This is a genomic window from Glaciimonas sp. PAMC28666 (assembly GCF_016917355.1).
GTDB lineage: Bacteria > Pseudomonadota > Gammaproteobacteria > Burkholderiales > Burkholderiaceae_D > Glaciimonas.
In genome coordinates this window covers 4,019,296-4,041,460 of the sequence record NZ_CP070304.1, presented here as the reverse complement: position 1 = coordinate 4,041,460, position 22,165 = coordinate 4,019,296, and the positions used below count along the sequence as shown (strand labels likewise).

Genomic DNA, 22,165 nt, shown 5'->3' with positions numbered 1-22,165 from the left:
ATTCCATGGACGACATTGCATCAGGCAAAAACCATGAAACTTCATCTAAAATCTCTGATCCCTCCTCGCATACGCGCCATGCTGATCAGCACGGTTCAAGAGTCTCTGCGGCAACGGTCTGGCAGCAAAGGCGCAGCGTTGGCGTTCTATACTTTATTTTCCATGGCGCCGGTTCTGGTTCTGGTGATCGCCATTGCCGGTGCCGTGTTTGGGCAGCAAGCTGCTCAGGGTGAGATCGTCGGTCAATTATCCGGCCTGATTGGCCCAACCGGCGCAAGTGCGATTCAACTTCTGCTGGCCGCCGTCCATAGCAGTCAATCAGGCGTGGTTGCAACAACGATTGCAACAATCGCGTTAATAGTCGGTGCAACCACCGTTTTTTCGGAGTTAAAAGATAGTCTGGACGAAATCTGGTACGTAAAACGCACTCAGACATCCGGCTTCATGACGTTGATACAAACCCGCTTGCTATCCTTCGGGCTGGTCTTGGTTCTGGCTTTTTTATTACTGGTGTCGCTGGTGATTAGCGCCGCGCTAGCAGTATTACAAAAATACTGGAGTAGTTTTTTGGGTGACATCCCCATTATCCTGCCCTTTATATCCTCCCTTTTCTCGTTCGCTGTCATTGCCACGCTGTTTGCCTCCATTTACCGCCTGTTGCCGCAAACCAAATTGCCCTGGCGCGACGTTTGCATCGGCGCAATCGGCACTGCCGCACTATTCATAGTGGGTAAGATGCTGATCGGGGTTTATCTGGGCAACAGCGGTACCGCGTCGAGTTATGGCGCAGCGGGTTCAGTGATGGCATTACTTCTCTGGATTTATTACTCAGCGCAAATTTTCTTTTTTGGCGCGCAGTTCACGCGTCAATACGCCCTGTATTTCGGTAGTCTGCGTGATCAACTGGTTGTCGTCCCCGAGCAATCCGAGCGCCCCGATCACGCCAACAATGGTGATCCATCTGGCCAAAACAAACCCCTGATCAAATGACGGCGCACCGCGACCTCAGAAAATTAATGCCTCATCGGCATTAATCAACATACGGCTCTAAACCGTTGTCAGACAAGCGCAAAATACGGCCGCAACGTCGTGCCAGTTCAATGTCATGGGTAACGATTACAAATGCGGTTCCCATCGTTTGCGACAATTCCAGCATCAAATCAAAGGTCATTTGTGCTGTGGCGCGATCCAGATTACCCGTCGGCTCATCGGCCAGCACACAGGCTGGTTGTGTGACCAAAGCCCGCGCCAGCGCCACGCGCTGACGTTCACCACCAGACAACTCGCCAGGAACATGAATCACGCGATTAGCCAAACCCACCCGCGACAACACGGCATGTGCTTGCTCTTGCGCGTCTTTTCGGCTGAGACGGCGAATCATCAACGGCATGGCGACGTTGTCGAGTGCAGAAAATTCAGGTAACAAGTGATGAAACTGATAGACGAAGCCCAGCGCAGTATTGCGCAGATCACCCCGCGCTTTCTCGCCCAGATTGCTCAGATCTTTGCCTAACAATGTGACACCGCCGGTCGTCGGTGTATCCAGCCCGCCCAAAAGATGCAGCAAGGTGGACTTGCCCGAGCCAGATGCGCCCACGATAGCGACCTGCTCACCTTTCACCACGTCGATATTAATGCCACTCAACACCTTGACCGAGTAGCTGCCTTGGGTAAAGGTTTTTCCCAAGCCGCGGCTCGACAAGATAATTTCGTTCATGCTGTGACCGTTATCGTTGGATTGAAGAGAGTTATTCATAACGCAGCGCCTCCGCTGGCTTTACCCGTGCAGCCCACCAACTTGGGTACAACGTTGCCACGAACGCCAATATCACGGCTACACCGCCAATAGTCCAGACGTCCGGCCAACGCAGATCGGATGGCAACTCGCTGATCACATAAATGCTCTTCGGTAAAAACTGCACATGCAAGGCGTGCTCTATTGCAGGGACGATCACATCTATATTTAACGCGATCAGCACGCCAAATCCCACTCCCAGCGCGGTGCCGATCAGGCCGACCAAGGCCCCCTGTATCATGAAAATTTTCATGATCGAGCCAGGCGACGCGCCCAGTGTCCGCAGAATAGCAATATCCGCCTGTTTTTCAGTTACCGTCATGACCAGCGTGGAAACCAGATTAAATGCCGCTACCGCAATGATCAGCGTCAGAATGATAAACATCATGCGTTTTTCGGTCTTCACCGCAGCAAACCAGTTGCTGTTTTGTTGTGACCAGTCACGCAAATACAGATTGGCGGGCATGGTTGTCGCCAGTTGCTGCGCCACTTCCGGCGCTCGCAGCATATCGGTAATCTTGAGACGCAAACCCGATGGCGCAGTCAGGCGGAACATTTTTTCCGCATCTTCCATTTGAATGAAAGCCAACGACGAATCAAATTCGTAATGCCCCGCTTCAAATATTCCAACCACATTAAACTGCTTTAACCGCGGTACCACACCAGCTGGGGTCACCTGCCCTTGCGGCGCTAACATAGTGACCTTGTCACCAATGCCGGCGTGCAAACCGCGCGCCAACTCGCTGCCCAAAACGATATTAAACTCGCCAGGTTTCAACGCATTGAAATCACCTTGTTTGATTTGCTTGGTAACGTCTGAGACCTTCGGCTCTTCTGAAGGCATAACGCCGCGAATGCCAACGCCGCGTACCTCACCGTCACGCGTCAACATGGCTTGCGCTTCGACGTAAGGTGCAGCGCCGATCACCTCTTTGTTCTTGAAGGCCTGCCTGGCGACATATTCCCAATTTGGCATTTCGCCCGAACCATCGAACACTTCGATGTGCGCCAGCACCGATAGCATACGGTCCCGCACCTCTTTTTGGAAACCGTTCATCACTGACAACACAACAATCAGTGCCGCCACCCCGAGGGCAATCCCTGCCATCGAAATCAGCGATATGAAGGAAATAAAACTATTACGGCCACTCCGTTTGCCAGCGCGGGTATAGCGTATGCCGACCAGCCACTCAAACGGTAAATTTTTTAAAATGCTCAATGCAACGCTCCCGAAATCAGCAAGCAGTTTGCCATAATTCAGAAGCCTTATAACGTTTTGTAACGAAATCAAACACTTAATGCCGTTAGCTAAACAATTTGATGCGACTTTAATAAGTCAATCGACAATTTTTGATTCAAAAATACCAAGAAAAATCCATCCCTGCCATGGTATTGGCATCAAGGCTTAGGCGAGTATTGAATATTCGAAGGAATTTTTGCTGCCTCAATCACATCCGAAACAATCTTCAGTGAATTGATTGAGGCAATGGAAGAACAAATTAGGTGTGTGTCAGAGTGAATGCGTTGAATCGGACGGTTTGCATGAAAACAAGCATTCTTTGCGTTCGTCGGTTCATACGGAAGCGACTATTAACCTTAATTAACATTACGGACGACACTTTCTTCCTTAAGCCCGACCACCTTCATACAATGTCTTGATAAGTAAATCTTCCGTACTTAAGCCGGGCACCTCTTTATCGCCGCGATGATAAATAAGCGCGCCAACGGCAATCATGCGATAAAGTTCATCTTCTGACAACTTATCGGAAATGTTAGCTATCTCGGTGGCCAACATTTCCACTAAGTCATCGAAAGTTGCCCGCGGTATCTGGCGACCCGTGCGGCTCCACATATCTAATATCAACTCTGATCCCATGGTTATCTCCTCCAAATTTACAGTATAGGAAATTTGCCAGAATTCGCTAGTGGTGCCGACCGACACATTACAGCTAAAGCCAGCTTCACAACGCCGCAGGATGATTGGGCATAAGTCCTCAAAGATAAAGGACATCGTTTTTCCACCTCCCGTTCAGAGATGCCCTACAATTCGGGCATGAAATATCTCGACATTCTTCTCCCCTTCGGCTTGCCACCCGCCGAGCTGACACGCGACATACTGCGTGAATTAAAACTGCCAGCGCTGAGTACGCTCGTCGCGCGCGCCAACGGCGGCAGTCAGCGACGCACTGTTCTGGATGAATTTTCCCGGGCGCTGCCGCATGAAACATGGTTGTCGCAACACTTCGGGTTAAGCGTCAGCTCAGCTCCCAATGCGAATAAGCCAGACAATCCCACTTCAAGCCCGCCCATTGCCGTTGCCGCCATGCACGCGTTCGGCCTGTCCGCCGCAGACGGTCACTGGTTCATGCTACAACCGGCGCACATACATATAGCGCGCGATCATCTGGTATTAACCGATATTCGCCAGGTCACTCTCACAGAAGAGGCTGCCCGTGCACTTTTCGACGAAGCCAAACCGCTATTCGATGGCGAGAACCGCACCCTCTGCTATGGCGATGCCAAAACGTGGTTTATGCGCGCCGATGACTGGCAGCACTTAAACACCTCCACCCCCGACGCGGCCTGCGGGCATAACGTCGATATCTGGATGCCGCAAGGCGAAGGTGCCCGCGCCTGGCGCAAGCTGCAAAACGAAGTGCAAATGCAATGGTTTGAAAACGGCGTCAACGAGCAACGCGCTGCGAGCCGCCAACAAGCCGTGAATGCGTTATGGTTGTGGGGCGGCGCCAGCGCAGAAGCTACCAATGCACTGCAAGCCCCTCGCTATAGCCACGCTTTTAACCTGCACGGCTGGGCCCGCGGGTTCGGGCAAGCGCTGCCCGCCGATGCCAACGTCAGCGCTAACGTTAATGCAGAAAAACTGATCGGCACCAGCGGTGAGCATGGCTTTTTATTGCTGGATCATTTAATCGCCCCCGCGCTAACCGGCGAATGGTCCGAATGGATACAGGCGTTTCAAGCAATGGAGCGTGACTGGTTTGCACCGCTATTGCAGGCTTTGCAACAAGGCAAACTTAAACAGCTGGCTTTGACTTTTACCGACAATACCCGGATCACCGAATTGACCACGACCCCGCTCTCACTCAAAAAATTCTGGGTAAAGCCATCCTTAAACGCGACCTTTGCAGCACCTGCGGAAGAGCCAATTCAATGACACGCATCACCACTCGCCCTTATCCGTTTCGCGATTCAGAACGTTTGCGTCAAAGTGGTATTCACCCGGTTTTGGCCCGCGTCTATGCCGCACGTGGCTTACTGGATGTAAAAGAACTGGAAACCGAATTAGGCTCATTGATTGCACCGGGCGGTTTATTACACATTGATGCTGCAGCCATCTTTCTAGCCGACGCGATCGCGGCTAAAAAGAAAATGGTGATTGTTGCCGATTACGACTGCGACGGTGCAACTGCCTGTGCGGTCGGCCTGCGTGGGCTGCGCTTGCTCGGTGCCAATGTTGACTTCATCGTGCCGAATCGCTTTGAATACGGCTATGGACTGACCCCGGAAATAGTCGAACTTACCGCCCGGGAAAAGTCGCCAGACATCATCGTTACCGTCGACAACGGCATCGCCAGCATTGATGGTGTCGCCGAAGCCAATCGGCGCGGTATCGAAGTCGTCGTCACCGACCACCACTTACCGGCCGACACCTTACCGGCCGCGCGCGTGATCGTGAACCCGAATCAACGCGAATGTGGCTTCCCGAGCAAAAATCTCGCCGGCGTTGGCGTCATGTTTTATGTATTGTTAGCGTTACGCGCCGAAATGCGCAAACGCGGCATATTCGATGCACAAACCCAACCGAAGCTCGACGTTCTGCTGGATTTGGTCGCGCTCGGAACCGTTGCCGACGTCGTCAAACTGGACGCGAATAATCGTATTTTGGTAGCGCAAGGCTTAAAACGGATGCGCGCCGGAAGAATGCATGCCGGGATCGCCGCCCTGTTTCGCGCAGCAGGACGCGAAGCACGTCGTGCCACGCCGTTCGATCTCGGCTTTGCAGTAGGGCCGCGCCTGAACGCCGCCGGACGACTGGCCGACATGGCGTTGGGAATCGAATGCCTGACCACCGACGACGAAGGCCGCGCCTGGGTTATCGCGCAGCAACTCGACACCATCAATAAGGAACGCCGCGAAATCGAGTCCGGGATGCAGGATACAGCGCTCGCCCTACTGGATAACTTTAGTCCGGCCGATAGCAATACCATCAGCGTATTCGATGCCTCGTGGCATCAGGGAGTCATCGGTATTGTGGCCTCCCGCTTAAAGGATAAATTTTTTCGACCGACGATCACCTTCGCTCCCGGCAGCGACGGCATGATTAAGGGTTCGGGTAGATCGATCCCCGGCTTTCACTTGCGTGACGCACTGGATCTGGTCTCCAAACATGCCCCAAGTCTGATCGAAAAATTCGGTGGTCATGCGATGGCCGCAGGACTCACTATCCGCGCGGACGCGTTTGATACTTTCTCCGCCGCGTTTGAAAAAGTCGGTAGCGCCTGGTTAGGGAAGCATCAGCTTGAACGCATCATCGAAACTGACGGACCGCTGGAGGACGCCTATTACACCACCCAGTTTATTGAACAGATGGACGGTCAGGTGTGGGGCCAAGGCTTCGCAGCCCCGGTATTTTGCGATGAATTCAAAGTTATCAGTCAACGGATTTTAAAAGAAAAACATTTAAAACTCTTACTGGAAAGAAATGGGATTCGTTATGATGCGATCTGGTTCGGACATATCGACGCCCTCGGTAGCAAGGCCAAAGTTGCTTTTCGGCTAGACGCCAACGAATACAACGGCGTCACCAAAGTACAGTTAATGGTGGAACATGCTGAGGCGCTTAATTAATTGACTATGGGGTTCCGCTAGGTGTTCCAAGGTGATTACACCGATGTGGACAAAAATCCAGCATGGCGCTGACCAAAAATAAGATGAACCTCTGTTAATATTAATCTTCCTCTGAGGACCACAGTTGCGTTTTTGAGACAAGATTTTTGAGACAAGGTGTGCTGTGAAGGTTTTTGGAAGCTGTGTCCCCGGCAAAGCCGGGACGGTGTTTTGAACATCATGGACCAAACCACATCCTATGCACAGAACACGCCCGCCCCTGCATCGCATACAAAAGCCCTCGATGACGAACGGTCGCTTAAGACTGCTGATTACTGGTGGCGTTTTGCTCGCAGCTGCCCTGATCTGGCTGGCTTTCGTGATTCTGAGACCTGCGGTCCAACGCACTATCGTCATCACGGCCGGTGCAGACGGCGGTATTTATCGTGGTTTTGCGGAGCGCTATGCGAAAGTATTGAAACGCGAAGGAATTACCCTTGATATTCGCAATTCATCCGGCGCGGTCGAAAACTTTAAGCGCCTGAAAAACCCCGATACTGAATATGAAGTCGGCTTCATTCAATCCGGCATCGGCGACGCCAGCAGCGCGCCAAACTTGCAAACCATTGCCGCAGTATCTTACGAACCCATCTGGGTATTCTATCAGGCCGCCACCACCATTGACCGCTTATCCCAACTGCAGGGAAAACGCGTATCGATTGGCATTCCTGGCAGTGGCTTGCTGATCGTCGCAAGTGATCTTCTTAAACAAAATGGCATTACCGAGCACAACACCAAGCTACAAGAATTGGCTTCGGTCAAAGCCTATGAGGCATTAAAAAGCGGAAGCCTCGATGCCGCGTTTTTTATCGGACGACCTGATTCTGCAATGATGCAAACGCTGTTGAAAAGCGACCTCAAGTTGATGAACTTTGTTCAGGCCGACGCGCTGGTAAGGCAATTTCCCGCGCTCTCCAAAGTCACCTTTCCGCGCGCCTCAACCAGTCTGGCCGACGATTTGCCGCATACCGATGTGACCTTATTGGCGGCTACCGCGCTGCTCGTGTCAAAAGACACCCTGCATCCGGCCCTGGCCTATTTATTGCTGGACAGCGCCAATGAAATTCACGCAGCACAGGATTACTTTACGCCACGCGGCTACTTCCCCAATCAGAATGCGGAAGACTTTCCCATTTCCGACGAAACCAAACGCTATTTCAAATCTGGCCGCCCGTTCTTACAACGTTATTTACCGTTTTGGTTGGCCAACTTCATTGAGCGACGTTTCATTATTCTGCTGCCTTTTATGGCATTGTTGTTTGGATTACTACAGGTCATTCCGCGGATCTACGCAGCCACCATGAGAAAGCGGCTGGTGGTCTGGTACCGCGAAATAAAATCATTGGAGGATGAAATCTGGGCGACCAAAAATCCAACGCTCGAACGCGTCAATCAATGGCGCGATGAAATCGAAGAAATAGATGCCAACGCCAATCAAATTAGTATTCCGCAACAATATTTCGGTGACGTGTATGCGTTGAAACAAGCCATCAGCGTGGTGCGCGCCCGCATCATCAGCGTCGCTGCAACAGTCCGTCGCGATCCGCCCAGCGCAACTTCTGTCGTGGCGACAGATCAATTCTAGGCAGCACCGAAAACTCCGTTACCGCACCGGAAGAAATTGCAGGAATGTGCCACCCACCAGATTCTGCACGTAACTGATCCCCGCGCGACGATATTTTTCTGTGATCACCACCGCCAGCAAATCAATGCGGCCGATCACCTTGCCAAACTCACGCTCAAAACTCAGGTTGTGTTCTTGCTCAGAGATATCGTTCGACAAGAGCAACAACTGCCCGGCAGAATTGCGCCGGCTGCTGAGTATCCATGTCGCAACTTCAATATTGCGGGCAGCGTTATACAAAAATTGCGCGTTGAGTCCGTCAATCAGATAAAAAGTGGTTTTACCGCCGTGCGCGGTAATAATCATATCAGCGGTGGCGGCAATAAATGCCGCTGCGCGATCACCCTGAAAACCCGGATCGAGAGCCAGCGATAACGCTGCGATGTCATGCTTCCCCTGCAGGTCCGGCCACGACTGGCGCGCCTCGATTGCGGATCGGACATGCTTGATCGCCTCTTCGCGGCTGGAGGCCGTCTTTTTCCACTCGGCGGGATTGCGCCGATACAGTTTATCTAACAACCGATATAGGCTATCAAGATTGTCGCGCATCGCCAATGTTGCCACCCGGTTCACATCCGACTGCGCCACCTCGGCCGGACTGACCGGCGCGCCCTGCACCTCACCACGCGGCGCAGGTGTCGGGGTAAAAATGCCACATGCGGTGAGGGACATGCCGAAGCCGAACCCTAGCACCGCATTGCTTAAGGAAAGTCTTAATGATTTTTTTAACATCATTCGAATTGCATTCCTGATGTTCAAAAGGTGAGAAAAGCAGGAAAAACCCGATGCAAGATTGTTCAGTGCTGAATTCAGAAGTAAAAGTAATTGTAGATTGCTGACCCTCTGAGACCCGGAATTTAACAAAAGTTCACATTAACCCAACGCAGCAGGGTTAATTGGCGCCACCTAGTAGTGAATAATAGCGAACGTTTATGGTTTTACAGTCGAAAAGCGATGGCTCGCGTATAATTTAGGGTTTATCGCAAGAGACATTATCATGGAAGCCGAACGCTTAAATTCCCTGCACTCCCTGCTGGCCGACCTCACCTCGCGTGAGATCGAACTACGGAGGTATCTTTGACTTCGATACGAAGGTAGAAAAACTCGATCAAGTCAATGGTGAACTCGAAGATCCGGACGTCTGGAGTGACCAGAAACGCGCTCAGGAACTCGGGAAAGAAAAGAAATCATTAGAATCAATCGTGGTCACCCTGACCAAGATTGAGGCCGACCTGCGCGACACCACTGACCTGTTCCAGATGGCACGCGACGAGCAGGACGAAGAAACGGTAGTAGCCGTGGAGGCCGATACCGAAGCGCTCAAAAAGCTGGTTGAAGGCATGGAATTCCGCCGCATGTTCAACAATCCGATGGACCCGAACAACTGCTTTATCGATATTCAGGCAGGCGCGGGCGGTACCGAAGCGCAAGACTGGGCATCCATGTTGCTGCGCCAGTATTTGCGCTATTGCGAACGCAAGGGCTTCAAAGTTGAGATCATGGAGCAGTCCGACGGCGAGGTGGCCGGTATCAAAACCGCGACCCTGAAAGTCGAAGGAGACTACGCGTATGGCTTTTTGCGCACAGAAACCGGTGTCCATCGCCTGGTCCGTAAATCGCCGTTCGATTCCGCCAACGGCCGTCACACGTCCTTTTCCAGCCTGTTTGTTTATCCGGAAGTGGACGACTCGATTGATATCGACGTCAATCCTGCCGACGTGCGCGTCGATACTTATCGCGCATCCGGTGCCGGTGGTCAGCATATTAACAAAACCGACTCCGCAGTCCGCTTGACGCACGGTCCATCCGGAATCGTTGTCCAATGCCAGAACGATCGCAGTCAACATCGTAACCGCGCCGAAGCGTGGGACATGCTGAAAGCCAAATTGTATGAGCTTGAGTTACGCAACCGCATGACCGAGCAGCAAAAGCTGGAAGACTCCAAAACCGACGTCGGCTGGGGTCATCAGATTCGCTCGTATGTACTCGATCAGTCGCGTATTAAAGACTTGCGTACCAACTTTGAGAGCGGCAATACCAAAGCCATTCTCGATGGCGATCTGGACGACTTCATTGCCGCATCGCTAAAGCAAGGCGTTTAAAGAGTAATAAACGCATCTGCCGTATCAAGAAAGCCAACGTTGTGTCTGGTAAGTCATCATCGGACACAACGCGCATCTCCCGGCAAAGCAAGGCGCGCCAACCATTTTTCCGCTTCATTTTCTATCCGCTTCATGCGCCATTGCTGCACCCGCTACCTCACAGTTCCAATCAAAAAGAGCCAGACATGACGACAGATAATCAGCCGCAACCTGTCCCACAAGACGAAAATAAAATCATCGCCGAACGCCGCGCCAAGCTCACCGCCCTGCGGGCCAAAGGCGTGGCATTTCCAAACGACTTTCGACCGCAGCACAAGGCTGCAGACCTGCACGCGCAGTATGCTGACATGGACAAAGAAGCGCTCGACGCCGCGGATGTCAAAGTGGTGGTCGCCGGGCGCATGATGCTGAAACGTGTCATGGGCAAAGCTTCGTTCGCGACCTTGCAAGATGCATCGGGTCCAAAAGCGGATGGCCGCATCCAGCTGTTCATCACCAAAGAACTCGCTGGCGAAGAAGAATACGAAGCCTTTAAGCATTACGATCTGGGCGATATTCTGGGTGCAGAAGGCACATTATTCAAAACCAAAACCGGTGAATTGTCGATCAAGATTAGCGTCCTGCGCTTACTGACCAAATCGTTGCGTCCGCTGCCGGACAAGTTCCACGGTCTGTCCAATCAAGAAACCAAGTATCGCCAGCGCTACGTCGATTTGATCATGAGCGAAGAGACGCGCCGCACCTTCAAGGCACGCACTGCCACGATGTCCTCGATCCGCCGCTTCATGGAAAAGAACGACTTCATGGAAGTCGAAACGCCGATGCTGCATACCATCCCCGGTGGTGCTGCTGCGAAGCCGTTCATCACGCATCACAACGCGCTCGATATGCAAATGTTCCTGCGTATCGCCCCCGAACTTTACTTAAAGCGTTTGGTGGTGGGCGGTTTTGAACGCGTGTTCGAAGTCAATCGCAACTTCCGTAACGAAGGCGTATCGCCGCGTCACAATCCTGAATTCACGATGATGGAATTCTATGCTGCGTATGTCGACTATCAATGGCTGATGAGCTTCACCGAACAAGTCATCCGTCAGGCCGCCATCGATGCCCATGGCACCGCAACGCTGACCTATCAAGGTCGGGAACTCGATTTGAGCAAGCCGTTTGAACGTCTGACAATTGTCGGCGCGATCAACAAATATGCGCCGCATTATGAAGATGCGCAGCTGCACGACGCCGACTTCATCAAAGCAGAACTGGCAAAATTTGGGGTAAAGCCATTCGCTACTGCCGGACTGGGCGCGTTGCAATTGGCACTGTTTGAAGAAACCGCAGAAGCACAGCTATGGAACCCGACGTACATCATCGACTATCCGGTCGAAGTATCGCCGCTGGCCCGTGCATCGGACACAGTAGCGGGTATCACCGAACGTTTCGAGTTATTCATGACCGGTCGCGAAATCGCCAACGGCTTCTCGGAATTGAATGATTCCGAAGACCAGGCAGCACGCTTCCAGGCACAAGTTGCCGCCAAGGACGCGGGCGATGAAGAAGCTATGTATTACGACGCTGACTATATCCGCGCTCTGGAATATGGCTTGCCACCAACCGGCGGTTGCGGCATCGGCATTGACCGTCTGATGATGCTGATCACCGATTCGCCGAACATCCGTGATGTCATTTTATTCCCGCATCTGCGTCGGGAAGATTAATTTCCGGCAACTAAACGGGTGTCTCAAAAAAATTGCCGCCAGCTTATACTGGCGGCAATTTGCGTTAACCAAAGGCGCATTGTTGAGATAACAAACAAATTTGTAGAATCACAACGGTTTTGTACATTATGTTACAAGCAATTACATCTGAAACACACTGGTGCTAAAATTGCATCAAAGAATCAATCATAATGAATACATTGAATAGAAATCGCCAGAGGAGATTAAAATGACTGATCCAATCAAACGCCGCATACATCCCCTTGTTGCAACCGCTGCCGTTGCTGTCACACTGGTCTGCCTGGTTGGCGTTGCCGCCATCACTGGCTTGATCCCAACGTCTCATAGCAGCGCGCCGCCGGTGGCAGCGATGTCAGCGCCAGCGAACGGAGTCGATAATCAATCAGCCCCGCTCCCGCCAGACGTCGCCCCTGTTCCCGCTCAAGCGATGAACCAAAACAATTATCCTGCGCCTCCTCCGCGATCCAATATGGTAGCGGAGCAGCGCCAGGCACCGCCTCCACAGCGTTATACCAACGAACAACAGTCCCCTCCGCCAGCACCCGTCTGTTATAGCTGTGGCCACGTCGAATCGATTCAGGCCGTGCAACAAGCAGTGAAGCCTAGCGGTTTGGGCATCGCTGCCGGTGCGATTCTGGGTGGCGTCCTCGGGCATCAGGTCGGACACGGTAACGGCAATACATTAGCGACCGTCGCAGGCGCAGTCGGCGGTGGTTTCGCCGGTAACGAAGTCGAAAGCCGGACGCGTACTTCCACCAGCTATCGGGTCGAAGTACGGATGGAAAACGGCAAACTGCGCAGCTTCCCACAGTCGGCACAGGAATGGCGCGTTGGCGATCCGGTACGCGTAGTGAATGGCCATTTAGAAGGCCGAGGCTAATCGATTAAAGCAGTGCCGCATTAAAAAAACCGCTGTCGCTACGAAAGGTAGTGACAGCGGTTTTTTTGCATCTTGCAAACCTGATTAAACTAAGTTTGCCTCATCTGGACCGGGCCTTCATTATTGTGCTTCGTCAATCCACGCCAACTGAATCGCTTCCAGAATTTTTTCACCCGAGCGATTAGGATCATCGTCGAAACCATCCAGTTCGCAGACCCAACGATGCAGGTCCGTGAAGCGAATTGTGGTCGGATCGGTATCCGGAAACTTGTCATACAACGACTCTGCAATAAGCAGTGTATCTATCCATTTCATTGCGCTCGTCCTTTTTTAAAACCTGCAAACCGGTTGCGACGACATGTTCCTTCAAACACAACTATCACGGCAAATCGATCACTCCCGGCAAAACCTGTTAATGGTTTTCACTAGCATGATTAATGGTGTACTTAGGTATCTCGACCACCAGATCTTCTTCGCCGACAATCGCCTGGCAAGACAGACGCGAGGTTGCTTCTAGTCCCCATGCCATATCGAGCAAATCTTCTTCCTTGTCATCCAACTCATTGAGCGAGGCAAAACCCTCACGCACGACAACGTGGCAAGTAGTGCAAGCACACGATTTTTCACACGCATGTTCAATGTCGATGTCATTTTCCAACAAGACATCACACACCGTTTTACCAGCGACGGTCTGCAACACGGCGCCGTCTGGGCAGTAAGTAGGATGGGGTAGTACGACAATTTGGGTCACGGGAATTACCTCTACAATATTGGGTGTTTATGGACTAATTCAAAACAATACGGCAACAAAACTTATGAAACCTGATCGAGTGTCTTACCGGTAAGAGCATCATGCACGCTACGATCCATGCGCCGCGCTGCAAATTCTTCAGTGCCACGCGCTAACGCATCGACCGATGCCTTGATCGCCAGATGATCGTCACCCTGCGCCTTGGCGCGAACCGCCACGATCAACGCGGCAATCGCCACCGCTTCCTCCTCTGACAATAAGGCGGCGTCGCTGCTCAGAGCCGACTCGGTCGCCAACACAATACGCTCGGCTTCGACTTGTTCTTCACGCAACGCACGTGACTGCATGTCGACATCGGCCGAAGTGAATGAATCCTGCAGCATTTTTGCAACCTGGTCATCTTCCAGACCATACGACGGCTTTACGTTAATCGACGCTTCGACGCCTGAACGCAACTCTCGCGCGGAAACCGATAACAAGCCGTCCGCATCAACCTGATAGGTCACCCGTATGCGCGCTGCACCCGCCGCCATCGGCGGAATACCGCGTAACTCAAACCGTGCGAGAGACCGACAATCGCTGACCAGTTCACGCTCACCCTGCACAATGTGCACGGCTAAAGCAGTCTGGCCGTCTTTAAAAGTGGTGAATTCTTGCGCGCGTGCACAAGGGATGGTCGAATTACGTGGAATAACTTTTTCAGCCAGCCCACCCATAGTTTCAATTCCCAGCGACAAGGGAATCACATCCAGCAACAGCCAGTCATCGCCGGGAGCGCGATTGCCAGCCAACAAATTAGCTTGGATAGCTGCCCCTAATGCCACAACTTTGTCGGGATCAATATTCGCCAACGGAATAGTCTTGAAAAAGTCACCGACCGCCTTGCGGATCGCAGGCGTCCGCGTGGCGCCACCGACCAGCACAACACCGTCAATATCATCGGCGGTAATATCGGCATCGCGCAATGCTTTTCGGGTGGGCGTCAAGGTTTTAGCAACAAGGTGCGCCGTCAGCTCACCGAATATTCCGGCCGTCAACGTCAGATGCACCTGCTCCCCTGAACTCAAGGCTGCGTCAATGGTGACTTCGGTTTTCGAGGATAGCAATTCCTTGGCTTCACGGGCTTTGACCATCAACACACGGGTGTCGCTGTCCGACAGCGGCGCCAGTTGAGATTCCTGGCTGATCCAGCAGAAAATCCGATGATCGAAATCGTCTCCGCCGAGTGCAGAATCGCCACCCGTTGCCAACACCTCAAACACACCTTTGGTCAATTTCAAGATGGAAATATCAAAGGTGCCACCGCCCAGATCGTAGACGACGTACACGCCTTCCGAAGCATTATCCAAACCGTAAGCAATCGCCGCAGCGGTCGGTTCGTTCAACAAGCGCAGAACGTTAATGCCCGCCAATTGCGCGGCATCTTTGGTCGCCTGACGTTGCGCATCATCGAAATATGCGGGTACGGTAATTACTGCCCCGACCAGATCGTCGCCTAATGCGTCTTCGGCCTGCTGGCGCAAAGTCGCCAGAATCTGAGCAGAAATTTCCACCGGGCTTTTGATACCGGCAATCGTTTTAATTTGCACCATGCCCGGCGTATCCTGAAAGTCGTAAGGCAGATTTTCAACATACGCGATGTCTTTGAGGCCACGACCCATGAAGCGCTTGACGGACACGATGGTATTCTTCGGATCAGTGGTTTGCGCGGCTTGCGCTTTATAGCCAATATGCGCGTGACCGTTCGGCAAGTAACGCACGATTGACGGCATCAGCGGCCGCCCTTCTTCGTCGTTGAGTACTTCCGGGATGCTGTTGCGAACCGTCGCCACCAGCGAGTTAGTCGTGCCAAGATCGATCCCTACCGCTAACCGATGTTGATGCGGTGCGGTGGACATGCCTGGTTCAGAAATTTGAAGGAGAGCCATAGTTTTATTCCGGGAGAGCGATGCGGATACCGAGGGCGATAAACGCCGAGCCAGCCAATCGATTCAGATAAGTGGCGGCCGATGCCTTACGTTGAAAAAAAGCCCCGACCATGCCAGAGAAACAGGCGATCACGCTAAAAATAGCGAGCGCCTGCAAAATAAACACCGCCGCAAGCAACAGCATCTGCGCTGGAATATGGCCAGCGCGTGCATTCACAAATTGCGGTAAAAATGCGATAAAAAATAAGGTCACTTTAGGATTCAACATGTTCGCGATTACACTCTGCCAATAAATGCGAGACAGTTTTACCTTGCTGGCAGGCGCTTGCAAATGAATCGCTGCGGTCGAGCGCAAAGTACGTACGCCAAGATAAATCAGATAGCCAGCGCCTGCATATCGCAGCAACGCGTAAGCCGTTGGCGACGCTTTAATCAATGCAGCAAAACCGAAGACCGCCAACATTGTATGGAAAATCAGGCCCGAACTAAAACCCAGAGCTGCCACCAAACCGGCTTGTCTACCCTGTGAGATACCACGGGTCAGAACGTAAATATTGTCCGGACCGGGAGCGAGTGTAAGGGTCATTGCCGCAAGTAAAAACAACCAGATTTCAGGCATACTGGCTTTCTGTTCGGATTATAAACATGATCAATTGCGCGTTATAGGTTTCAAAACTTGGTTTCAAGACTTAGTGGCGGAACTTAGTGTCGGGACTCAATATCAGGGCTTGATGTCAGGACTCGAGTAGCGAAAAAGTATTTCCTATTTCTTCGCCGAACTTTTCAAGAAACATTAATTGCCGCACATATTGCGCAGCCTTTTCAAAATCTTGCGCATCCAGGGTTGCGGCAATCTGAATCAGGTCTTTGGCCCGCGCTAAACGGAGTGCCTTATCAAGTCGCTCCAGAGCCTCAATATCCCTGGCGTCACGCGCGTCTTCCAGCGCCTCACGCCATTCCATCTGCTGCATCAAAAAACTACCCGGCATCGCCGTATTGGATTCAGCCTGCAAATCAACGCCGTTAAGCTCGCACATATAGGCGGCACGCTTGAACGGGTTTTTAAGAGTTTGATAGGCCTCATTCGCACGCGTCGCCCACTGCATGGCGACACGTTTTTCAGCGCCGGTAGCACTGGCAAAACGATCAGGATGGATTTGATTTTGAACCTCGTGATACGCCTGCTCGAGCGCCGTGAGGTCAAGCGAAAACGTCTGCTGAAGATGGAACAGGTCGAAGTGATTTTGCATATTTACTTAAAACAAAAGCCTGTTCTACTGCAACAGGCTTAATTAGTCCACGGGGCACAGCATCAATAAACGCAACCAGCAGCAATCCAATGCGCGGCGGGTAATGCCCGCCCGCTCACATCAAATGGTAAAACTTTCGCCGCAACCGCACTCATCCTTGACGTTCGGATTATAAAACTTAAAACCTTCATTCAAGCCTTCACGGGCGAAATCCAGTTCAGTGCCATCAATGTAAGGCAAACTTTTAGGATCAACAAAAACCTGAATCCCATGCGACTCAAACACCGCATCTTCAGTCGTCTTCTCGTCAACATATTCCAGCTTATAAGCCAGTCCCGAACAACCAGTGGTGCGCACACCAAAACGCAAGCCAATACCCTTACCACGTCTTTCGATGTAGCGATTGATATGCTTTGCAGCTTTTTCAGTGAGAGTAATTGCCATAACCTGTCATCTCTTTTCGTTACTTTTTAGTTAGTCACTGCTATTGTCCCGAGAAATGCATGAAATTGCATTTCTCGGAATCAACCGCAAGCCTACACTGGACTTACGACGGATCATCCCAGCAAGGCGTGCCGACGCAGACAGTATGTGAGTGCCGGGCCGCGTAAGGCGGCAAGGAAAGCACAACGCCGCTGAGGCGACTTTGCGTAAGCCGAAAATTAGGCGGCTTGCTGGTGCGCTATGATTCCGTGTTTGGCTTTATAGTCTTCCACCGCCGCTTTGATCGCATCTTCTGCCAGAATCGAACAGTGAATCTTGACCGGTGGCAACGCCAACTCTTCCGCGATTTGCGTGTTTTTGATCGACATCGCCTGATCCAGCGTTTTACCCTTGACCCATTCGGTCACCAACGAGGATGATGCAATCGCCGAACCGCAACCGTAGGTTTTGAATTTCGCATCCAAAATCACGCCATCAGCGCCAACCTTGATTTGCAACTTCATGACGTCGCCACAAGCTGGCGCGCCGACCATACCGGTACCGACAGTGTCATCGCCCTTTTCAAAGGCACCAACGTTGCGCGGGTTTTCGTAATGATCGAGAACTTTTTCTGAATAGGACATTTTGCTACTCCTTGTTATGGACCTTGCGGCTACGCCGCAAAAAATACTAGAATCAGCTGGCTTTCAACTAGCGATTAGTGGGCTGCCCACTGGATCGAACTAATATCGATCCCGTCTTTATACATATCCCACAGCGGCGACAAATCGCGCAACTTGGCGACTTTTCCTTTTATCAGCTCAATGGTGAAATCGATTTCTTCTTCTGTCGTAAAACGACCGATAGTGAAACGGATCGAACTATGCGCCAATTCATCGTTGCGGCCTAGTGCGCGCAAAACATACGATGGTTCCAGACTAGCCGAGGTACAAGCAGAACCGGACGATACAGCGATGTCTTTAATCGCCATAACCAGGGATTCGCCTTCTACGTAATTAAAGCTGATGTTCAGATTGTGCGGAACACGATGATCCATATCACCGTTGACATACACTTCTTCCATCGTTTGCAAACCCGTTGCCAGACGGTCACGCAATGCGCGGATACGCACCAGCTCAGTGGCCATTTCCTCTTGTGCAATCTGGAACGCTTCGCCCATACCTACAATTTGATGCGTCGGCAAAGTGCCAGAACGTAAACCACGCTCATGACCACCGCCGTGCATTTGCGCTTCCAGACGGACACGCGGCTTGCGACGGACGTACAACGCGCCAATACCTTTAGGACCGTAAGTTTTATGCGCCGTGAAAGTCATCAGATCGACTTTCCAGTTTTCCAGATCGATTTCAACCTTGCCGGTTGCCTGCGCCGCATCGCAATGGAAAATAATTCCTTTTTGACGACACAATTCGCCGATTTCCTGAATTGGCTGAATCACGCCAATTTCATTATTCACCAGCATTACCGATATCAAAATCGTATCCGGACGAATCGCCGCTTCCAATTGTGCAACGGTAATCAAACCATTATCTTGCGGTTGCAGATAGGTTGCTTCAAATCCCTGGCGCTCCAATTCACGCACGGTATCCAGCACTGCTTTGTGCTCGGTCTTGACCGTGATGATGTGCTTGCCCTTAGTCTTGTAGAAATTCGCTGCGCCCTTGAGTGCAAGATTGTTGCCTTCAGTGGCACCCGAGGTCCAGATGATTTCACGCGGATCAGCCTTCACCAGCGCAGCGACTTGCGCCCGCGCATCTTCAACCGCTTTCTCTGCAGTCCAGCCATACATATGGCTGCGTGATGCTGGATTACCAAATTGCTCACGCAAATACGGGATCATTTTATCGGCAACACGCGGATCAATCGGCGTGGTTGCAGAATAATCCATATATATAGGGAAGTGCGGTGCCTTCAGTGTATCTATCAGGCTTTTTTCCAGGGGTGCGTTCATACTTTTTCCAAGCTCCAATCAAGCAACCAGGTGGGAACGATGCATTACCACCACATTTTGTTCAGGGTTCTTCGGTTTCTGGTGGGCAATTTGCTGATCCACCAAATCTTTTAATGATACCGAATCCAGATATTCAACCATTTTGGCGTTCAATGTTGACCAAAGATCATGCGTCATACATCGACCACCGCCTTCTTGCGCCGGGCTATGGCAATTCTCTTTACCACCACACTGCGTCGCATCCAACGGCTCGTCGACGGCAATAATAATATCGGCAACAGTGACATCTGCAGCAGGCCGGGCCAGGTTATAACCGCCACCCGGTCCACGGACTGATTCCACTATCTTGTGGCGACGTAACTTACCGAATAACTGCTCCAGATAGGATAACGAAATTTCTTGCCTCTCGCTGATCGCTGACAATGTGACAGGGCCGTTACCTTGGCGCGATGCCAGGTCGATCATTGCAGTTACCGCAAATCGGCCTTTCGTAGTCAAACGCATGGAATCTCCGATCCTAAAACATTCTTTATTTCCTTATTCGGAATACCTGAATAATTTTGTCTAGTATAACAAACTTGAGTGAATCCGTCAGGTATTGCCTCATTCCACAAAATTTACATAGACTTCAAACACTTACGTGCTATATCTACGGTAAAATCTAACTTTATTTAGAGACGTAACCGAGATTTTTCTGTAACCTACCTAGATTGTTCTTGCCTGCAATGCTTGCTCTGTAATTACATGGCTCCTACATGTCACTGTCATTGCATGAATCTGCTCGATAAAGACAAAAAAGATACGCATTTCTTTGAAACAAGGCAGCAAGCATGCCCGCGATAGAACTATAATGTCGCCCCTTCCGGTATAAATATTTCAGAACCACAGACGCATGGCCACTCGCAAATCCAAAACACCGCAGTCACCGACACCCAGAGCCGAGAAGAAACGCGCCGACATTTTAAAATCGGCCGGAAAATGCTTCCGCAAGACGGGCTTCCATCAAACCTCCATGCAAGAGATTTGCAATGAGGTTGGCCTTGGCCCGGGTGCCGTTTATCGCTACTTCACCGGCAAGGACGCGATTATCGCCGCCATGGCGGAAGACGAAAGACGCCAGGCACGCACCCTGCTGAGCGAATTTCATGACACCGATAATTTGCCGCAAGCACTATCCGCCATTACGCACGCGTTTGCGCTGCGTTACGCCGCGAGCAGCGATGCCGGACTGATGACAGAGATCTATGCGGAAGGCCTGCGCAACAAAAAAGTCGGCGCCATCATCAAGAAGGCAGAATCGGAATGGGTCGACGGCCTTGCCGACATGCTCCGCACGGCACAAAAGCGCAAGCAAATCGATCGCAAGCTTAATGCCACGCAAGTTGCACTACTGCTAACAGCCATGTGGGACGGCCTGGTGATTCGACAAGCCTATACGCAAAATCCGCCAGAAGCGTTGCTGAGCCTGTTCGACAACATGCTCACCAGCTGGCTCACGCGGGACGCAACGCAAGACAAACCCGCCAAAACCGCATCGGACCAAAAAGCTAAACTTCCGGTGGTGCGGCCAGTGACAGAAAAAGCCGCCCAAAAAGCGGAGGACGAGCTGCGGCAATCTAATTTGTTTAAGCCAGAAAAAAAGAAATCCGTGAAGAAAGTGATTGAACCGGAAGTCGCCCAATCCGCGCAACCGCTTCTTCTACCGCTTACCGAACTGGAAGATTCGAACGAGAATGACGAAAGCACGATTGAAACCGATCTCCGTCAAATGAGTCTGATTTGAACGATCATTCAATACCTAATCAGCAATAGCATTAAGCGGCAAACAAGCCTTCCGCAATAACTGCATCGGCCCGAACAGGGCTTGCATACTTGCATTTCCAATAAAGCTCAGATTATAGGGATGCTCTGCAACCAACTTTGGAAATGGTGCCGCGACAGCTAGCGCATTAACCTGCTCAGCGATTTTTCCCCACAACACCAATGTCGGCAACCACCCTGAAGCAGCGCCGGCCTGCAATCCCAAACCCCGCAAGACCACCTGCAAAAATGGTAACCACGGCTTGGCTTCCTTGACTGGCGGCACGGATGAACGGAAAACCAGCGTCGCATTTAGCAACAAAAAACCCTTCGCCGTCAGGTTTTCCTGCAACTCAGGCAAGGTCTGAATTGTCGCCGATCCAGTCTCTGAACCACCAATCCCCTGCGCCCCATTTTGCGCCCGCAATGCAACTTCCGCCATCGCATCACCGGTTGTTCTCGCAATATCTAACTGACCATCCGCAACCAGCAACATCTTCACAAAATTACGCAGTGAGGTCGCCCGATTAACCGGCTTTGACAAACCCTTTTCAGACCACAATGCGCCCACAGCGCCATCCATAAAACAAACCCCTGTCGCGCTCGCGTCACGCGGATAGGGGCCCTCACCGACCAGCACGTACCTTACCGCGTCGACCGGGAGCGCAAAAGCCGCAAACAAACGCCCTTGCGTCGGCAAAAATTCAGAATTCACCAGGTCAGGCAAATAATCAGGGTATAGCGCCGCCATCTCCGACAGACCCTCAATCAAAATTGGCCGCCAGGATGGATGCGCCACCTCCAGCGCCGAATGAATCACCGAAGGAATCACCGAAGGAACAACAGCAGAAGACGTATCAAGCATAAGCATCCGAAATAAGCACCATCAATTTACAAAAACCGCATCAACTCGCAAACTAAAAATATTAAATAATTACTAAATTTAAATCATTTTTAGCTCTAATTTTTGAATGAACGATCAAATTACCATTATTAAAT

General features: G+C 51.6%; 22 protein-coding genes. 8 read left to right on the top strand and 14 right to left on the bottom strand.

Annotated features, from left to right (window positions below):
- Nucleotides 1-33 precede the first annotated feature (33 nt).
- The gene (locus JQN73_RS17140; RefSeq protein ID WP_205320154.1) at nt 34-990 is read left to right on the top strand and encodes a YihY/virulence factor BrkB family protein; all 957 of its coding nucleotides are present in this window, start codon (nt 34-36) and stop codon (nt 988-990) included.
- A gap of 40 nt (nt 991-1,030) precedes the next feature.
- On the opposite strand, the gene lolD is transcribed toward JQN73_RS17140, so the two are convergent.
- From lolD to JQN73_RS22535, 3 genes are all read right to left on the bottom strand, one after another.
- On the bottom strand, nt 1,031-1,756 hold the full coding sequence (gene lolD / locus JQN73_RS17135) for a lipoprotein-releasing ABC transporter ATP-binding protein LolD (RefSeq protein WP_205320152.1): 726 nt from the start codon (nt 1,754-1,756) through the stop codon (nt 1,031-1,033).
- Nucleotides 1,749-3,014, bottom strand: coding sequence for a lipoprotein-releasing ABC transporter permease subunit (locus JQN73_RS17130; protein WP_205320150.1), 1,266 nt, complete (start codon nt 3,012-3,014; stop codon nt 1,749-1,751). The genes lolD and JQN73_RS17130 overlap by 8 nt, the downstream gene beginning before the upstream one ends.
- Nucleotides 3,015-3,422: 408 nt before the next feature.
- Entirely contained in the window at nt 3,423-3,806 is a 384-nt protein-coding gene (locus tag JQN73_RS22535) for a hypothetical protein (RefSeq protein WP_240162309.1), read from the bottom strand.
- 42 nt (nt 3,807-3,848) lie between these two features.
- Between JQN73_RS22535 and JQN73_RS17120 the strand changes: the two genes are divergently transcribed.
- From JQN73_RS17120 to JQN73_RS17110, 3 genes are all read left to right on the top strand, one after another.
- A complete protein-coding gene (locus JQN73_RS17120) occupies nt 3,849-4,970 on the top strand; it encodes a hypothetical protein (RefSeq protein ID WP_205320143.1) in 1,122 nt (373 codons plus the stop codon).
- Nucleotides 4,967-6,664: a single-stranded-DNA-specific exonuclease RecJ gene (gene recJ, locus JQN73_RS17115; protein ID WP_205320141.1), complete on the top strand. Its 1,698-nt coding sequence runs from the start codon at nt 4,967-4,969 to the stop codon at nt 6,662-6,664. The genes JQN73_RS17120 and recJ overlap by 4 nt, the downstream gene beginning before the upstream one ends.
- Before the next feature lie 283 nt (nt 6,665-6,947).
- Nucleotides 6,948-8,288 carry a TAXI family TRAP transporter solute-binding subunit gene (locus JQN73_RS17110; RefSeq protein ID WP_205320140.1) on the top strand — a complete coding sequence of 447 codons (1,341 nt, stop codon included), beginning with the start codon at nt 6,948-6,950 and terminating at the stop codon, nt 8,286-8,288.
- A gap of 18 nt (nt 8,289-8,306) precedes the next feature.
- Here JQN73_RS17110 and JQN73_RS17105 read toward each other — a convergent pair whose 3' ends face one another.
- A complete protein-coding gene (locus tag JQN73_RS17105; RefSeq protein ID WP_205323428.1) occupies nt 8,307-8,999 on the bottom strand; it encodes a hypothetical protein in 693 nt (230 codons plus the stop codon).
- 325 nt (nt 9,000-9,324) lie between these two features.
- Between JQN73_RS17105 and prfB the strand changes: the two genes are divergently transcribed.
- The 3 genes from prfB to JQN73_RS17090 all read left to right on the top strand — a co-directional run bounded on the left by prfB (nt 9,325) and on the right by JQN73_RS17090 (nt 13,042).
- Nucleotides 9,325-10,429, top strand: a protein-coding gene (gene prfB, locus JQN73_RS17100; RefSeq protein WP_205320138.1) for a peptide chain release factor 2 whose coding sequence is annotated in 2 segments (ribosomal slippage) — nt 9,325-9,405 and nt 9,407-10,429 — 1,104 coding nt in all. Because the reading frame shifts where the segments join, the coding sequence is not laid out codon by codon here.
- Between the two features lie 185 nt (nt 10,430-10,614).
- The gene (gene lysS / locus JQN73_RS17095) at nt 10,615-12,141 is read left to right on the top strand and encodes a lysine--tRNA ligase (protein ID WP_205320136.1); all 1,527 of its coding nucleotides are present in this window, start codon (nt 10,615-10,617) and stop codon (nt 12,139-12,141) included.
- Between the two features lie 229 nt (nt 12,142-12,370).
- Nucleotides 12,371-13,042 carry a glycine zipper 2TM domain-containing protein gene (locus tag JQN73_RS17090; RefSeq protein WP_205320134.1) on the top strand — a complete coding sequence of 224 codons (672 nt, stop codon included), beginning with the start codon at nt 12,371-12,373 and terminating at the stop codon, nt 13,040-13,042.
- A gap of 120 nt (nt 13,043-13,162) precedes the next feature.
- Here JQN73_RS17090 and iscX read toward each other — a convergent pair whose 3' ends face one another.
- From iscX to iscR, 9 genes are all read right to left on the bottom strand, one after another.
- The gene (gene iscX / locus JQN73_RS17085; RefSeq protein ID WP_205320125.1) at nt 13,163-13,357 is read right to left on the bottom strand and encodes a Fe-S cluster assembly protein IscX; all 195 of its coding nucleotides are present in this window, start codon (nt 13,355-13,357) and stop codon (nt 13,163-13,165) included.
- Between the two features lie 97 nt (nt 13,358-13,454).
- Nucleotides 13,455-13,793, bottom strand: coding sequence for an ISC system 2Fe-2S type ferredoxin (gene fdx / locus JQN73_RS17080; RefSeq protein WP_205320118.1), 339 nt, complete (start codon nt 13,791-13,793; stop codon nt 13,455-13,457).
- A gap of 62 nt (nt 13,794-13,855) precedes the next feature.
- Complete coding sequence (hscA, locus tag JQN73_RS17075) at nt 13,856-15,721, bottom strand: Fe-S protein assembly chaperone HscA (protein ID WP_205320116.1); 1,866 nt, start codon at nt 15,719-15,721, stop codon at nt 13,856-13,858.
- A 4-nt stretch (nt 15,722-15,725) separates the two neighbouring features.
- A complete protein-coding gene (locus JQN73_RS17070) occupies nt 15,726-16,340 on the bottom strand; it encodes a LysE family translocator (RefSeq protein WP_205320114.1) in 615 nt (204 codons plus the stop codon).
- A 115-nt stretch (nt 16,341-16,455) separates the two neighbouring features.
- Complete coding sequence (gene hscB, locus JQN73_RS17065) at nt 16,456-16,971, bottom strand: Fe-S protein assembly co-chaperone HscB (protein ID WP_205320112.1); 516 nt, start codon at nt 16,969-16,971, stop codon at nt 16,456-16,458.
- 120 nt (nt 16,972-17,091) lie between these two features.
- Nucleotides 17,092-17,415, bottom strand: coding sequence for an iron-sulfur cluster assembly protein IscA (iscA, locus tag JQN73_RS17060; protein WP_108442383.1), 324 nt, complete (start codon nt 17,413-17,415; stop codon nt 17,092-17,094).
- A 218-nt stretch (nt 17,416-17,633) separates the two neighbouring features.
- A complete protein-coding gene (gene iscU, locus JQN73_RS17055; protein ID WP_205320110.1) occupies nt 17,634-18,038 on the bottom strand; it encodes a Fe-S cluster assembly scaffold IscU in 405 nt (134 codons plus the stop codon).
- Nucleotides 18,039-18,112: 74 nt separating this feature from the next.
- Nucleotides 18,113-19,366, bottom strand: coding sequence for an IscS subfamily cysteine desulfurase (locus tag JQN73_RS17050; RefSeq protein WP_205320108.1), 1,254 nt, complete (start codon nt 19,364-19,366; stop codon nt 18,113-18,115).
- A gap of 18 nt (nt 19,367-19,384) precedes the next feature.
- Complete coding sequence (iscR, locus tag JQN73_RS17045; RefSeq protein WP_205320106.1) at nt 19,385-19,870, bottom strand: Fe-S cluster assembly transcriptional regulator IscR; 486 nt, start codon at nt 19,868-19,870, stop codon at nt 19,385-19,387.
- Nucleotides 19,871-20,258: 388 nt separating this feature from the next.
- Between iscR and JQN73_RS17040 the strand changes: the two genes are divergently transcribed.
- Nucleotides 20,259-21,149 (top strand): TetR/AcrR family transcriptional regulator, encoded by an 891-nt coding sequence (locus JQN73_RS17040; protein WP_205320104.1) that lies wholly within the window; start codon nt 20,259-20,261, stop codon nt 21,147-21,149.
- Nucleotides 21,150-21,164: 15 nt separating this feature from the next.
- Here JQN73_RS17040 and JQN73_RS17035 read toward each other — a convergent pair whose 3' ends face one another.
- Nucleotides 21,165-22,031: a uracil-DNA glycosylase gene (locus tag JQN73_RS17035; RefSeq protein WP_205320102.1), complete on the bottom strand. Its 867-nt coding sequence runs from the start codon at nt 22,029-22,031 to the stop codon at nt 21,165-21,167.
- Nucleotides 22,032-22,165: the final 134 nt, after the last annotated feature.